The organism is Myxococcus sp. MxC21-1 (assembly GCF_032612255.1).
Taxonomy (GTDB): Bacteria; Myxococcota; Myxococcia; order Myxococcales; family Myxococcaceae; genus Myxococcus; species Myxococcus virescens.
The window spans coordinates 4,468,561-4,483,498 of sequence record NZ_CP123278.1 but is presented as its reverse complement, the minus strand read 5'-3'; the positions used below and the strand labels follow the sequence as shown (position 1 = coordinate 4,483,498).

The 14,938-nt window shown below is 68.8% G+C and carries 12 protein-coding genes and 2 pseudogenes; 11 read left to right on the top strand and 3 right to left on the bottom strand.

Annotated features, from left to right (window positions below):
• The first annotated feature begins 119 nt into the window (after positions 1-119).
• The 4 genes and pseudogenes from QEG98_RS20195 to QEG98_RS20180 all read left to right on the top strand — a co-directional run bounded on the left by QEG98_RS20195 (position 120) and on the right by QEG98_RS20180 (position 4,717).
• Positions 120-2,533: pseudogene (locus tag QEG98_RS20195) on the top strand (DEAD/DEAH box helicase).
• 597 nt (positions 2,534-3,130) lie between these two features.
• Positions 3,131-3,577 (top strand): annotated as a pseudogene (locus QEG98_RS20190) (ribonuclease H-like domain-containing protein); the annotation flags it as partial.
• 98 nt (positions 3,578-3,675) lie between these two features.
• Positions 3,676-4,116, top strand: a complete 441-nt coding sequence (locus QEG98_RS20185; RefSeq protein ID WP_316568099.1) for a hypothetical protein — start codon at positions 3,676-3,678, stop codon at positions 4,114-4,116.
• A gap of 118 nt (positions 4,117-4,234) precedes the next feature.
• Positions 4,235-4,717, top strand: a complete 483-nt coding sequence (locus QEG98_RS20180) for a peptidylprolyl isomerase (protein WP_167371207.1) — start codon at positions 4,235-4,237, stop codon at positions 4,715-4,717.
• 82 nt (positions 4,718-4,799) lie between these two features.
• Here the strand turns inward: QEG98_RS20180 and QEG98_RS20175 are convergent, their stop codons facing one another.
• Together QEG98_RS20175 and QEG98_RS20170 are read right to left on the bottom strand one after the other, a co-directional pair.
• Entirely contained in the window at positions 4,800-5,777 is a 978-nt protein-coding gene (locus QEG98_RS20175) for a hypothetical protein (protein ID WP_316567757.1), read from the bottom strand.
• Positions 5,774-6,697, bottom strand: coding sequence for a bile acid:sodium symporter family protein (locus tag QEG98_RS20170; protein WP_316567756.1), 924 nt, complete (start codon positions 6,695-6,697; stop codon positions 5,774-5,776). The genes QEG98_RS20175 and QEG98_RS20170 overlap by 4 nt, the downstream gene beginning before the upstream one ends.
• Positions 6,698-6,964: 267 nt before the next feature.
• Here QEG98_RS20170 and tesB point away from each other — a divergent pair, with 267 nt between their 5' ends.
• From tesB to QEG98_RS20150, 4 genes are all read left to right on the top strand, one after another.
• Positions 6,965-7,834 (top strand): acyl-CoA thioesterase II, encoded by an 870-nt coding sequence (gene tesB, locus QEG98_RS20165; RefSeq protein ID WP_141620037.1) that lies wholly within the window; start codon positions 6,965-6,967, stop codon positions 7,832-7,834.
• Between the two features lie 156 nt (positions 7,835-7,990).
• On the top strand, positions 7,991-8,197 hold the full coding sequence (locus QEG98_RS20160) for a DUF1585 domain-containing protein (RefSeq protein ID WP_316567755.1): 207 nt from the start codon (positions 7,991-7,993) through the stop codon (positions 8,195-8,197).
• 85 nt (positions 8,198-8,282) lie between these two features.
• Entirely contained in the window at positions 8,283-8,561 is a 279-nt protein-coding gene (locus QEG98_RS20155; protein WP_316567754.1) for a hypothetical protein, read from the top strand.
• 40 nt (positions 8,562-8,601) lie between these two features.
• Positions 8,602-9,303 (top strand): glutamine amidotransferase-related protein, encoded by a 702-nt coding sequence (locus tag QEG98_RS20150; RefSeq protein ID WP_316567753.1) that lies wholly within the window; start codon positions 8,602-8,604, stop codon positions 9,301-9,303.
• Positions 9,304-9,321: 18 nt separating this feature from the next.
• On the opposite strand, the gene gspG is transcribed toward QEG98_RS20150, so the two are convergent.
• Positions 9,322-9,774, bottom strand: coding sequence for a type II secretion system major pseudopilin GspG (gene gspG / locus QEG98_RS20145; protein ID WP_316567752.1), 453 nt, complete (start codon positions 9,772-9,774; stop codon positions 9,322-9,324).
• A 313-nt stretch (positions 9,775-10,087) separates the two neighbouring features.
• Here gspG and QEG98_RS20140 point away from each other — a divergent pair, with 313 nt between their 5' ends.
• The 3 genes from QEG98_RS20140 to QEG98_RS20130 all read left to right on the top strand — a co-directional run bounded on the left by QEG98_RS20140 (position 10,088) and on the right by QEG98_RS20130 (position 14,927).
• A complete protein-coding gene (locus QEG98_RS20140; protein ID WP_316567751.1) occupies positions 10,088-11,581 on the top strand; it encodes an ELWxxDGT repeat protein in 1,494 nt (497 codons plus the stop codon).
• 151 nt (positions 11,582-11,732) lie between these two features.
• Positions 11,733-14,096: a GMC family oxidoreductase gene (locus QEG98_RS20135; protein WP_316567750.1), complete on the top strand. Its 2,364-nt coding sequence runs from the start codon at positions 11,733-11,735 to the stop codon at positions 14,094-14,096.
• 12 nt (positions 14,097-14,108) lie between these two features.
• Entirely contained in the window at positions 14,109-14,927 is an 819-nt protein-coding gene (locus tag QEG98_RS20130; RefSeq protein WP_316567749.1) for an FAD-binding protein, read from the top strand.
• The last annotated feature ends 11 nt before the right edge of the window (positions 14,928-14,938 follow it).

Sequence of the window (14,938 nt, the reverse complement as noted above, 5' to 3'; positions counted from 1 at the left end):
CGCGGCACACTAGTGGAGTGCCCGCACGTCCGCCTCTGCGCGTATTGGCTGGAGCTCAAACCAATGAAGCGCGCTCCCGCGTTGTTTGCCTCGGTATACGTCTGTACAGTGCCCGGCCCATGAAGCCAGAGAAGGAACCGGGCGCTTTCGGAGGGGCCCGTCGCACGCCGTGGAACGCGCCTCGCGGGTTGGACTCCGTACTGGAGGGGTGGCGGTCGGACCGGCAGCTCCGCTCCTGCTTCGTCCTGGATGAGGCCACCCCCGCGCGGGCGGGCGTCTTCGCGCCCATTCCGGAAGAGGTGGCGCCCCAGGTGCGCGACGCGCTGGAGAAGCGGGGCATCCAGCAGCTCTTCTCGCACCAGGCGGAGGCGTACCGGCTGGCGCGGGCGGGCCAGAGCCTGGTCATCGCCACGCCCACCGCGTCCGGCAAGAGCCTTTGTTACAACCTGCCGCTGCTGGACCGCTTCGCGCGGGAGCCCCAGGCGCGGGCGCTGTACCTGTTTCCCACCAAGGCCCTGTCCAGAGATCAGGAAGAGTCCCTGCGCGCGCTGATGCGCGAGGCGGGCCTGTCCCATGGCGCCATCACCTTCGATGGGGACACGCCGGCGGATGCGCGCCGGGCCGCGCGGGAGCGCAGCGGTGTGCTGCTCACCAACCCGGACATGCTGCACACGGGAATCCTCCCGCACCATGCGAGCTGGGCGCGCCTGTTCTCCAATCTGCGCTACGTCGTCATCGACGAGCTGCACACGTACCGGGGTGTCTTCGGCTCTCACCGCCAACGTGCTGCGCAGGCTCCAGCGCGTGGCGCGCTTCCACGGCGCGGACCCGGTGTTCGTCGCGGCGTCGGCCACCATTGGCAATCCAGAAGCCCACGCGCGGCGGATGCTCGGGCGGGACGTGACGCTGGTGTCGGAGAGCGGGGCGCCTTCCGGCGAGCGCCGCGTCATGGTGTTCAACCCGCCCGTGGTGAACGCGGAGCTGGGCATCCGGGCCAGCTATCTCAAGACGGCGGTGCGGCTGACGGCCGACCTGGTGCGCGCGGGCGTGTCGACGCTGCTCTTCGGGCAGTCGCGCAACAACATCGAGGTGATGCTCAAGTACCTCCGCGACCGCTTCGTCGAGGAGAAGTTGGACCCGTCCCTCATCCAGGGCTACCGCGGTGGGTATCTGCCGGGCACGCGGCGCGCCACGGAGGCGGCGCTGCGTGCGGGCGAAGTGCGCTGCGTGGTGGCCACCAACGCGCTGGAGCTGGGCATCGACATCGGCTCGCTGGACGCGGTGGTGTGCGCGGGCTACCCGGGTTCGGTGGCGGCGCTGATGCAGCGATTCGGCCGGGCAGGGCGGCGCGGAGAGGAGCCTGGCGCTGCTGGTGACGTCGAGCGCGCCGCTGGACCAGTACCTCGCCGGCGACCCGCGCTTCCTCGTGGGCTCGCCGGTGGAGCACGCGCGCATCGACCCGGACAACGTGGAGATTCTGGTTCAGCACCTCAAGTGTGCGTCCTTCGAATTGCCGTTCGAGGAGGGAGAGCCCTTCGGGGACGTGCCGCCGGAGTCCACCACGGAGGCGCTCGGGTTCCTCGCGCAGCACGAGGTGGTGCACCCCACCGTGGGCGAGGCGGGCCGTCGCGTGTTCCACTGGTCCACGGATGCGTATCCGGCCAACCACGTGTCACTGCGCAGCGTGGGCTGGGACAACGTGGTCATCATCGAGAAGGGGACGGACCGGACGCTGGCGGAGATGGACTTCCGTTCGGCGCACACGATGCTGCACGAGCAGGCCATCTACCAACACGAGGCCGAGCAGTATCAGGTCGAGCGCTTCGACTACGAGAACCACAAGGCCTTCGTGCGGAAGGTGGCGCCGGACTACTTCACCGACGCGATGACCTACGTGCGCGTGCACGTCATCCAGGAGGACCAGGCCGCGCCCATGGGCCCGGACCTTCAGGCGGGCATGGGCGAGGTCAGCGTCATCGAGAAGGTCGTGGGGTACAAGAAGATCAAGTACCACACGCATGAGAACGTCGGTTACGGCGACGTGGCGCTGCCGGAGATGCAGATGCACACCACGGCGCTCTGGCTGACGGTGCCGGAGACGGTGGTGCGCGCCATGCGGGCGCCGCGACCGGCGGTCATCGACGCGCTTCGCGGCCTGACCACGGCGCTGCGCACGGTGGCGTGCGTGGGGTTGATGATCGACCCTCGGGATATCGGCAAGACACTGGGGAGCCGGGATGACGCGGAGGGACCGCCCCGCAAGGATGGTGGCGTGGGCTTCGACCCGACGCTGTTCTTGTACGACAACGTGCCCGGCGGCGTGGGGCTGGCGGCGCGGCTGTATGACCAGCGGGACGAGCTGCTGAACCGCGCGCGCCGGCTGCTGGAGTCGTGCACGTGCGAGGATGGCTGTCCGGCGTGTATCGGCCCTGCCGCGGGGGCGATGCCGGGGCAGGCGCCCGTGGACCCCCTTCCGCGCAAGCGACTGGCGCTCGAAGTGCTATCGGCGCTGGGCGTCGCGGGAATGCAGTAACCGGGAGGCGCGGCCGTGGACCTCAAGCGCAAGCTGGCGCGCCTGACGAGCGTGGGCCCCGGGGGCAAGTCACCCCCGAAGCCCCCGTGGCGGAGCCACAGGCCGAGCCCGCCGCGCGCGCGGATTCCATGCCCGCGCCTGGGGCCGAAGCGGGCGTGCCCGACGCGCTCGCCGCGCAGTTGGCGAAGCTGGTGCAAGCCCGGCGCATGGAGGCGCCGTCCACGCCCGCCGACGCGGAATCGCAGGCCGCCCGCACGGAGGGCACGGTGGAGGTCCCGGCAGCACGCCCCGTCACGGCCTCGACTCCACCCGCCCCCGAGATCCCCGCATCGACAGCCTGCGCCGGATGCTGTCGGACTGGTCGGAGCGTCAGGGCCGGCCGCCGCGCGCCGGGGCACGCCACCGCCAGCGCCCCCTGGCCCGCTGCCCGTGGAGTCCCGTGCCACGGCCCACGGCACGGTCCACATCTCCGAGCGCATCCTCTCCCCGGAACACCACCACGGCTCCGCGCCTCTCGCCGCGGCCCTGGACGTGGAAGGCCCCCTGGTCGCCAGCCTCGCGCTGCACGCGGACCTGGCCGGCGTGGACTTCCAGCGGATGCTCTTCCTGGACACGGAGACCACCGGGCTCGCCGGAGGAACGGGCACCGTGCCATTCCTCGTGGGGCTGGCGTGGTTCGAGGGCCGCTCGCTCAAGGTGCACCAGCTCTTCCTGCGGCGCCTGGGAGAAGAGGCCCCCATGTTGCGCTCGCTCGCCGAGCGCATGGCCGCGTCCTCCTGCCTCGTCACCTTCAACGGCAAGAGCTTCGACTGGCCGCTCCTGCGGACGCGCTTCGTCCTCAACCGCGTCCCCGCGCCCGTGGAGCTGCCCCACCTGGACCTGCTCCACTGCGCCCGCCGCGTCTTCAAGCACCGGGGCGCCGGCACGCGACTGGTCCACCTGGAAGACCAGGTCCTCGGCTTCCGGCGCGTCGACGACGTGGACGGCTCGCTGATTCCCGACCTGTACTTCCGCTACCTGCGCGGCGGAGACGGCTCGGCGCTGACGCCCGTGCTGGAGCACAACGTCAACGACCTCCTCCTCCTGGCGGCCCTGCTCGGTGAGCTGGTCCGCCGCTTCCGAGCAGGGGCGCAGGCGCCTCCGTGCCCCGGGACGCGGACCCTCGCGACCTGCTCGGCTTCGCGGGCGTGGCGCTCCGGGCACGCGACTACGAGCGCGCCCAGGCCTTCGCCCGGGCCGCGGCGGCGGGGGACACCGGCGCCGTGGGCATCGAAGCCCTGGCCCTGGCCTCCCGGCTGTCACGCAAGGCGGGTGACGCCTCGGCCGCTGCGGCGCACCTGCACCAGGCACTGCAGACCGCCCAGGGCTTCCAGGCCGCGACGCTGCACCTCCAGCTCACCAAGCTGTACGAGCATGGCCTCAAGGACCTCGCGCGGGCGCTGCACCACGCGAAGCTGGCCTCGGCGGCGGAGCTGCCCGTGGACCACCACCGCCGAATCCTTCGCCTGGAGACGCGCCTGGCCCGGAGCACCCGGGCGGCCTCGCTGGACCTGGGAATGGGGAGCCCGCGCTCGGGGACCTGACGCTTCTGGGCTTCCGCACCACTGGAATCGGACAGTCGATCCAGGCGGGACGCTCGCCTCATTGTCAGACAGGCACATGATTGAGGCACACGCCACGGCCGTGCGCTATGAGGGCCCCATGAAAATTACCAAGGACAGCGTCGTCTCCATCGATTTCCGCCTCCACCTCGGCGACGGCAAGGCCGTGGACGAGAGCGAGCCGGGGGAGCCGCTCGTCTATCTGCAGGGGCACGAGGAAATCGTCCCGGGCCTGGAGAAGGCGCTCGAGGGCAAGTCGCGCGGTGACACCCTCCAGGTGACGGTGGGGCCCGACGAAGGCTACGGCGACTACGACCCGGAAGGCATCGAGGAAGTCCCGAAGACGGAGTTCCCGGAGGGCCTGGAGCTGGTGGCGGGCGGCGTGCTCAGCGCCACCGACCCGGACGGGGACGAGGTGGACTTCTTCATCAAGGAAGTGAAGGCCGACTCCGTGCTGGTGGACTTCAACCACCCGCTGGCCGGCAAGACGCTGCACTTCGAGGTCACCGTGCGGGACGTCCGCGCCGCGACGGCCGAGGAGCTGGAGCACGGCCACGCCCACGGGCCCCACGACGAGCACTGATTCGGACGGGCGCCTTCGCGGGCCCCTCCTTGCTTCGACGCCGGGCGTCCCCAAGACAGGACGCCCGGCGGAAGTCCTCCGCCTAGCCGCCCAGGAAGTCGGACGTGAAGGCGAAGGCGCCCATCATGTAGGGCAGGGCGCCGCCACGGTTCGGGTGGTTCAGGTACCACGCGAAGTTCAGCAGGATCGTCGGCCGGTTGAACGACGAGCCCTCGCGCGTGTTCAGGGCGTACGCCAGCATGGGGCCGATGCGCGTGTGGCTGTTGTCCACGTTCTGCGCGCCACCCGAGCCATCCTGGTAGCGCGGCCACACACCGCTGAAGCGGGCCCCCAGCGTGAGCTGCGGCGTCGTCAGCATCATCAGGTCGGTGTCATTGGTGAACACCCAGCCCCGGCCGGGGATGAGCGTGTCCAGCAGCGCGTCGTAGAAGGACGCACCGTTGCCCTCGCGCAGCGCCACGTTCCAGTACTCGATGGACGCCTTGCTCCGCACCACGAACGAGCCGAAGCGCGCCTGGAGCGTGGGCTCCACCATGTAGTGGTGACCCGAGGTGCTGTACGCGGCGTCCTCCGTCAGGTCGCGCGCGTCGTCGGAGAAGTCCAGCATCGGGTTGTTGTACGACTGGAGGAACCCGAAGGTGCCGAAGTACCGGACGTACTCATAGGTCGCCCGCAGGTTGAAGATGGCCAGCGGCTGAATCTCGAAGACGGGGCCAATCTTCACCGAGGCCGGGTTGGCCTTGATGGCGAACGCGCCGTTGACGAAGTTGTCGCGCGTCAACATGGACTCGCCGTCGAACATCCGCTTCTGGAGGACGAGCCGGTTCTGGGTCTCCATGCCCAGCGGGTTCCATCGCAGGAAGTTGATGTTGGCGAAATACAGACGGGTGTCGGGCCCCAGCGGCGGGAGCGTGGGGGCCGTGGGTGCGTCCGTGGGCTTGGGGGCTGTCTGCGGAGTCGACGGCAGGGCAGCGGCTTCGGGCTCTTCGGCGGCGGCTGGTGCGGAGAATCCCAGGCAAAGTGACAGGGAAAGCACGGACAGCGGTCGACGCAGCGTCATCGAGACACCTTCTCGGGGAGTGACGTGGGGGGGCGGTGTACAGCGGGGTCCTGCTCATCCGCGTAGCGCCGGCTGACATAGAAACCGAAGGCCGCCGCGGTGAAGTACATGATGAGGCTGTAGATGGCCGGGGGAATGGCCATGGTCGAGTTCGCCAGCAGCGTCGGGCTGAGCGCGATGGCAATCGCAAGCATTCCGTTGTGAATGCCAATCTCCATGCCAATGGCAACCGCTTGCCGCCGGGGCAGGCGCAGCAGGATGGGCACGAAGTAGCCCACCGCGAGGCTCACCAGGTTGAAGGCCAGCGCGGCCGGGCCCACCTGGCGGAAGAAGCTGAGCGCATTCGCGCGCTCCGTGTACACGGACGCTGCAATCACCGCGACGAGGAAGAGGGTGGACAGGATGCGAATGGGCTTGTCCATGCGCTGCGCCACGGCCGCGCTGCGCGAGCGGATGAACATGCCCAGGCTCACCGGCCCCAGCACGATCAGCACCACCTGCACGATCTTCGCGAACTGCATGGGGACCGCGCGGCCCTCGTCCATGAAGTGCGCCAGCGACAGGTTGATGATGAGCGGCAGCGTGACGAGCGACAGCGCGCTGTTCACCGCCGTCAGCGTGATGTTGAGCGCCACGTCACCGCGGGCCAGGTGGCTGAAGAGGTTCGCCGTCGCTCCGCCAGGGGACGCCGCCAGCAGCATCAGCCCCACCGCCAGCTCCGGCGGCAGACTGAACGCGTGGGCGATGAGCAGGCACGCCACCGGCAACACCAACATCTGGCAGCCGAGGCCCACCAGAATGGCGCGCGGATAGACAATGACCCGCTTGAAGTCCGCCAGCGTCAGCGTCAGGCCAAGCCCGAGCATGATGACGGCCAGCGCCAGCGGCATGAGGACCGCCGTGAAGACATTCGACTGCATTCGCCCCCCGGATGGAGTGTCCAGCGTTGAGCATTAGCGTCGCGCAAGAGTGCGGGGCGCTTCAAGCGTCTCCGCTCTCAAAGGTTGCTAAAAGTGGAGGCTACCCATGACGCCGTATGTCATTGATGCGCTGCGGCGCTGCGCATGAGCCGTCTATTCTCATCGTGAACCGACACGGCTTCGCGGTCGGGCGGGACCCGGCATGGGACGAGGGACGGGGCGCCGCTTCCCGAGACACCGGTGCCCCGGTCGATTACGACAGGGGCCATGAGCCGAGTCCTGGATGAGCTGTTGTCGCTCCTTAAACTGGAGAAAATCGAGGAAAATCTGTTTCGTGGCCGGAGTCAAGACCTGGGGTTCCGCCAGCTCTTCGGCGGCCAGGTGCTGGGGCAGGCGCTGTCCGCGGGCAGCCAGACGGTGCCGGCCGGCCGCCATGTCCACTCACTGCACGGCTACTTCCTGCGCCCGGGCGACGCGACGCTTCCCGTCGTCTACACGGTGGACCGTGTGCGGGACGGCGGCAGCATCACCACGCGCCGCGTCGTGGCCGTGCAGAAGGGCGAGCCCATCCTGACGATGATCGCCTCCTTCCACGGGGACGAAGAGGGCTTTGCCCACCAGGCGCCCATGCCGGAGGTGCCAGGCCCGGAGGCGCTGGCCTCGGAGCAGGAGCTGCTGAGCCGCTTGTCTGCCCGCATCCCGGAAGCCCTGCGAGAGAAGTTCCTGGGGGAGAAGCCGATTGAGATCCGGCCCGTGGCGCCGGTGGATCCGTTCAACCCGGAGGCGAAGGCGCCCATCAAGCACGTGTGGTTTCGCGCCAACGGCGACCTGCCGGAGGATCCGCAGGTGCACCGGTACGTGCTGGCCTACGCATCCGACTTCAACCTCATCAGCACTGCGCTCCTGCCCCACGCGGCCAGCTTCTTCCAGCCCCGCATCCTGGGCGCCAGCCTGGACCATGCCCTGTGGTTCCACGGAGACCTGAAGGTGAGCGACTGGCTGCTGTACTCCATGGACAGCCCGTGGGCGGGCAACGCGCGCGGCCTGTCGCGCGGCAGCGTCTACACGCGTGACGGCCGGCTGGTGGCCTCGGTGGCCCAGGAAGGGCTGCTGCGCATCCGCAAGCCCAAGGCTTGAGAAACGGGGACGACACCCCATACCGGCGTGTGGGGGCGAGCCCCCACCGCGCCCTCGGGAATCCACGAGGGCTGCAACTCTCCGGAGTTCCTTGTTCTTTCCGGGGTGGCACCCTCGTTGCTGGGCAATGCGACGGCTCAGACAACAAGGCCCCCCGTGCCGAAATCGAGAACCTGGGAGCTGTCGCGACGCAGCCTGCTGCGGGGTGCCGCGGGAGCGGCGCTTGCATTCGAGGACGAGGCCACCGTGCGCTACGTGGACGCGCGCTTCTCGGAGGGCGGACACCGGCTCCCCGAGCTGCTGGTGGCCGTGGCCCTCAGCGACAGCTTTCGCAACCGCTGCCCGGTGCCGGCCGCGGAGTAGAACGACGCACGGACCGTGAATACGGCGTTCGGACGGCCGTCGGGAGCAAGCGGGCATCCTCCGCTTGCTCTTGAAAGGTATTTCGATGCGTACCCGTCTCTGGCCCGTCGTCCTCGCCCTGCTCGCGCTGGGAAGCAGCGCCTGTGTCATGGCGCCCCTTCAGCCCGGGTACACCGAGTGCGGGGACTTCATGGGCGATGACCCCTGCCAGCCGGGGCAGTACTGCGCGGACGCCACGCTCAGCTATTGCGAACCCGGCTGTACCAGCGACGTGAACTGCGCCTCCAACCAGGAATGTGTGAAGGAGTACAGAGAGCAGGTGGGGACCTGCCTCAACATCTGCACGTCCTGCGAATACGATTGAGCCGGTGGGCAGGGCGCCCGCGGCTTGGGAGGTGACGTCGATGCGCGCGGTGGTGTTCCAGCACGAGGAGCACGAAGGGCCCGGCTTGCTGGGGCCGGTGTTGCAGGCGGCGGGCTTCACGCTGGTGAACCGCTTCCGCGCCGTGCGCCGGGAGGACGTGGACGCGGAGCTGCTGGTCGTCATGGGCGGCCGCATGGCCGTCTACGAATCCGAGCAGCATCCCTTCCTGCGGCAGGAGCTGGGCATCCTCATGGAGCGGCTCGCCTACGAGCGCCCATGCCTGGGCATCTGCCTGGGCGCCCAGATGCTCGCGGCGGCGGCGGGCGCGGACGTGTTCCCCGGGAAGAATGGCTTCGAGGTGGGCGTGGGCCCGATGCGATGGACGCCGGAGGCGCAGAAGGACCCCGTGGTGTCCGGGGCTCGTCCGCGCACGGTGGTGGCGCACTGGCACGGTGACTCCTATGCGCCCGTCCCGGACGCCACGCTGCTGGCGTCCACGGACCGGTACACCCAGCAGGCCTTCCGTCTGGGCACGTCCTACGGCTTCCAGTTCCACCTGGAGCTGACCGCCAGCGAGCTGGGGCGATGGATTGAACTCGAGGCGGACAGCCTCCAACAGCGCGGGAAGAACCTCCAGGAGCTGAAGGCGCAGCTGCCCAAGCTCAAGGCGGCGGAGGCCGACAACACGGAGGTGCTGCACCGCCTCGCGCACCACTTCGCGCGCGTGGCGGCGGGCCGCTGACGTGCTCGAGGGCTCGGACTAACGGAGCCCCTTGGGGCGGCGGGCCGCGCTCGCGGACGGTGACTCCATCTGGGAGGTGATGTCCGCGTCGCTGCCATCACCCCCTGGGACACCGTCCGCGCCGTACGACAGGATGACGGGGTTGCCGCCCTCATTCATGTACACGTAGTCGCGGTTCCACGGGTCCTTGGGCAGTCGCTCCAGCGAGCGCGCCTGGAGGAGTTCTTCCAGGCCGGCCTGGGTCTCCGGGAAGCTGCCAGTCTTCATGTAGTGGAGCTTGAGCCCCGTCTCCAATGTCTTGATGTCCAGTGCGGCGGTCTTCTGCTTGGCCTCCTCCAGGTTCGACATCACGGAGACGCCCACCGCCGCGGCGATGAGCCCGAGGATGGTGATGACGACCATGATTTCAATCAGCGTCAATCCGCGAACGTGACGACGCCGAGCGTTCAGCTTCTGCTGGGTTGGATTCATCTTTGAGTTGTGACCTCGTGTGACGTTGTGTCCGGCGCGTGCGTGCCCGACGTGTCGTCATGTCTGCCGGTGCAAGGGCGTTGCACATGCCGCGGGTTGCGTGCGCCTGGAGCAGGACTTCGGCGCCGGGCGCGGACGTTCGCCAGTGCAGTCGCCGTGCCTGGATGGAGCGCCGATCTCTCTGCCCGCGCCGCGTGACCGACTGTCGCTTTCCGCCCGCGGAGTGCCACTCCTGCGCAGGTAGATGCGGGTACGCATGACTCTCACCCTCCGGATTCGGCGCGGATGGACCGCGCCTTCAACGGAGGCCGTCATGAAGCCCCATCTTCCATTGCTCATTCTCCTGGGCGCCGCGGGTTGTGGCACCGAAGTCGATGATGCTGACGCCACGAGTGATGCCGACTTCACGAGTCAGGAGTCCGCCCTGAGTCAGAAGTGGGAGCTGTGCGGGAAGGAGGCCGTTCGATTGGCGGACATCCACCCTGGCCCCGTGGGGTCCAATCCGGCCGATCTGATCCACGGCGACCGAGTCCTCTTCTTCACGGCGGACGACGGGGTGCATGGACGCGAGTTGTGGCGAAGCAGCGGAACGGAAGGAAGCGGCACGTCGCTGGTGAAGGACATCTACCCAGGGCTGGCGGGGTCGGAGATTTCGAATCTCACTCGGGTGGGGAACCGGGTGTTCTTCGCCGCGGATGACGGCGTCCACGGCTACGAGTTGTGGGTGACCGACGGGACGTCGGCCGGCACGTACCTGGTGAAGGACATCTACCCGGGGCCGGAGGATGGGATTTTCCGTCCGAACCCCCTCTTCAGGAGGAACGAGCCCCTGCTGGTTGAGTTCGGGGGTGTCCTGTACTTCGGCGCGAACGACGGCGTGCACGGAAGCGAGCTGTGGCGCAGTGACGGAACGGACGCGGGGACGTACCTCGTCGAGGACATCGAGCCCGGCCCCGATGGCTCATTCCCGCGAAGCTTTGTTCGCGTGGGTAACGAGGCCTTCTACTTCGTCGCGGCTCAGCAGGGGCCCATCAACGACGAGATTCATCTCTGGCGTAGCACCGGAGTGCCGGGCGCCATTTCCGTCCTCACTCGGGCGGGCGATAACCTTCTCTTCAACTTCCTGGCCGTGAAGTCGCGGCTCTACTTCCTCTTGGATAACGACGAGGGCGAGGCCCGCTTGTGGAAGACGGATGGGGCCGCCTCGAACACGGAACAACTGCGGTCCTTCGCCGGAGAGTATCCGCACGACCTGGTGGCCCTGGGGAATCGAGTCGTCTTCAGCGCCGGGGACGGAGAGCCAGAGGGCGATGAGCTCTGGACCAGTGACGGCTCGCCGTTGGGCACGAAGCTGGTGAAGGACATCTGGCCAGGGCCCATGAGCTCCTCACCGAGCGCTCTGGCGGTTCTGAAGTCGCGAGTCTTCTTCGCCGCGAATGATGGCTCCGGGGAGGGACGTGAACTCTGGGTGAGCAACGGCACCGGCTCGGGGACCAGGCTCTTCAAGGATCTGGCGCCCGGTGGTGGCTCATCGGATCCCGAAGCGCTGGCCTCCATTGAAGGCACGCTGTTCTTCTCCGCGAGCGATGGGGTGCATGGGCACGAGCCCTGGGTGAGCGATGGCACCCGTTCGGGCACGAAGGCGCTGCGAGGTCTGGCGCACGGGAGCGCTTCCTCGTCGCCTCGCGACTTCGTGCGCTCAGGCTGGGACGTGTTCTTCTCGGCGGATGACGGGAAGACTGGACGCGAGCTGTGGGCCTTGCCGTTCCGTCCGAAGGGGGAGTGCAAGCAGCACCACGCCCACTGAGCTTCGGCGCCCACGCCCAGCCCCTCTTGGTAACAACGATTCCAAGGGGTTGGGTTCCCCGGATGGGTGGAGGTCGAAGGATCAGCCCCTCGTGCGTTAATAAAGTGTCAGTTGAAACCTGCCGCGGGGACAGGTCTCGACGAGGGGGAACATGGCGCCGACGTACGACGCGCTGGTCATTGGCACCGGCTTTGGGGGAGCGGTGGCGGCGTGCCGGCTGGCACAGGCGGGCCTGACCGTGCGCGTCCTGGAGCGGGGCCTGCGCTACCCGAAGGGGAGCTTTCCCCGCGACTGGAGCAACCCGCTCAATGGCTGGCTGTGGCGGTACGGCCAGGGCCTCTTCGACGTGAAGCTGCTACCGGGGATGAGCATTGTCCAGGCCGCGGGCTACGGCGGCGGCTCGCTCATCTACGCCAACGTCCACCTGCGCCCGCCCGCGGAGACCTTCGACACCGACTGGCCGGAGGGCTACAGCCGCGCCGCGCTGGATCCGTACTACGACCTGGTCGCGTACATGCTGGACCTCCAGCCCATCACCGCGTCCGCGCGTGGCCTGCCCACCAAGGCGAAGCGGATGCGGGAGGTTGCGCGCAAGCTGGGCCGCGAGCAGCAGTTCTTCTACCCGGACCTCGCCGTGCGCTTCGCCCCCGCTGGCGAGCCGATGGCCAACAAGTTCGGCGTCGCCCAGGAGGGCTGCAACTACTGCGGCGAATGCGACATCGGCTGCAACGTCCGCGCGAAGAACACGCTGGACCTGAACTACCTGGCCGTCGCTGAACAGCAGGGCGCGGAGATGACCACCCAGGCGGAGGCCACGCGAATCGAGCCGCTGTCTCCCGCGGGCTATCGCGTCACCTATACCGACCATGCCGCGGGCGGCGCCGAGCGCACCGTGGAGGCTCGCCGCGTGTTCCTGTGCGCCGGCACGGTGAACACCACGGAGCTGCTGCTGCGCTGCCGCGACCAGTGGGGCACGCTCCCGCGCATCAGCGACCGGCTGGGGTGCCGCTATTCGGCCAACGGCGACTTCCTGGCCTTCGCCTTCGAGACGCGCGAGGTGTGGGAGCCGTCCGAGGGCCCCACCATCACCACCAGCCTGGTGGTGGACCAGGGGCAGGGCGCGGACAAGACGTGGTTCCTCTTCCAGGAAGGCGGGCACCCCGGGCAGGCGGCGGGGCTGCTTCAGGTGCTGGACATGAGCCGGGACTTCCGTGTCCCCGCGGACCTGCTCCAGAAGCAACTGGTCCGCGCCCTGCGCCGGCGCTCCCAGCCTGAAACCGTCATGGGCAAGGAGCGCGGGCGCTTCCAGGCCGTGTTCCTGGCCATGGGGAGGGATCGCGCCAACGGGCGGCTCGCGCTGCGGCCTTTGACTCGGGACATGGAGGTGCGCTGGGACGTGCCTTCCAACCTGCCGCTGTACCGGACGCAGGAGCAGATCTGCCAGGACATCGCTCGGGCGCTCGGGGCGCGCGCCGTCTTCAACCCCCTATGGGATCGGCTTCACATCCCCGTGTCCGTCCACAACCTGGGCGGCTGCACCATGGCGGAGGAGCCGGCCTACGGTGTGCTGAACCCGGACGGTGAGGTGCACGGCCACCCTGGGCTGTACGTGCTGGATGGCGCCGCGCTGCCCGCGAGCACCGGGGTGAACCCGTCATCCACCATCGCCGCGGTGGCGGAGCGCAACGTCGAGGCCGCGATCCGGCAGGTGCTGGGGAACCCCTCCTGGACCGCCCCTGAGCGGGCCGGAACGGCTTCGGGCCGGGCGGCGGCGGAACCGTTCCGCGCGTCGATGCGGATGAGCACGAGTGTGGCACCCACGCGGGTGGTGCCAAGAGAGGATCCGATGCGGAGCGTGGTGATTCCAGAGGGAGGCACGGTGCTGTCGCCAACGCCCGTGGTGGGGCTGCGCTTCACCGAGCGGATGCGCGGCTTCATCAACCACGGCCACCTGCCGGACACGGATTACGCGGGCGCCGAGGAGGAGGGCAAGTCAGAGGGCAGGGTGGCCGAGTTCATCCTCACCATCACCTTGCCCAACCTGGACCGCTTCCTCGCGGAGAAGGCCCATTCCGGCATCGCGCAAGGCACCGTCCACGTCCACGGCCTCACGCCTCCTGGCGGAGCGAAGGTGGACCACGGCGTCTTCAACCTCTTCGTGGACACGGACAGCTACTACGAGCGGCGGATGCTCTACCTGTTGCCCTTCACCGGCATGGACGGCCAGCAGTACCTGCTGGATGGCTACAAGCATGTCCGGGACGACGACGGCTTCGACATGTGGTCCGACACGTCCACGCTCTACACCGTCATCCGCCGGGGCAGCGACCGGCACGCGCCCGCGGTGGCCAGCGGCATCATCCGTCTGGGCATGCCGGACTTCCTCCAGCAGCTCACGACCTTCGCCGTGCTGGGAACGACGTCACCGCTGGCGAAGGCCCAGGCCGTGAAGCGTTTTGGGAGCATGTTCATGGGCAACCTCTGGGACGTCTTCGCGCGAACCAAGCTGGAATAAGAGAGGCGCATCGTGGCGAAGGCATCGCGGTACGACGTGGTCGTCGTGGGCTCCGGCTTTGGGGGGTCCATCAGTGCGCTGCGCCTGGCTCAGGCGGGCAAGTCCGTGCTGGTCCTGGAGCGCGGCAAGCGCTACCGGCCCGGTGACTTTCCCAGGGACGTGACGCGAACGGACGAGGTGCTCTGGCGCCATGCCACGCGGCGCAAGGCGCAGGGCCTCTATGACGTGCGCTTCCTGTCCGGCATCGGCACGGTGACGGCCAGCGGCGTCGGCGGCGGCTCGCTCATCTACGCCAACGTCCACGTGCGGCCGGACGCCAACGTGTTCGAGGACCCGCGCTGGCCCCGGACGTACCGCCGGGACTCGCTGGAGCCCTACTTCGACAAGGTGGCGCGGGAGCTGCGGTTGAATCCGGTGCCGCCCTCGATGCCGCTGCGCAAGCGCGACCTCTTCCAGCGCGCGGCCCGGGGCATGGGGCGCGAGACGTTCGACCCGCCCGTGGCCGTGGCCTTCTCGGAGCCGCCGGGACCGGGCCGGCGCGTGTGCCAGCTCTGCGCCGAGTGCGAATTCGGCTGCCAGCACGGCGCGAAGAACACCATGGACCTGACGTACCGGCGCGGGCGGAGGCGCTGGGGGCGCTGGTCCTGGCCCGTACGCTCGTCTCCCACGTGGAGCCGGTGCGGGATGGGTACCGCGTCCACTGCCAGGACCTGGTGTCGGGAGAGCGGCACACCGTGGAGGGCTCGCGGGTGGTGCTGGCCGCGGGGACGCTGGGCACGGTGGAGATATTGCTGCGCAGCCGGGACGTCGCGCGGACGCTGCCTCGGGTGAGCCGGCGGCTG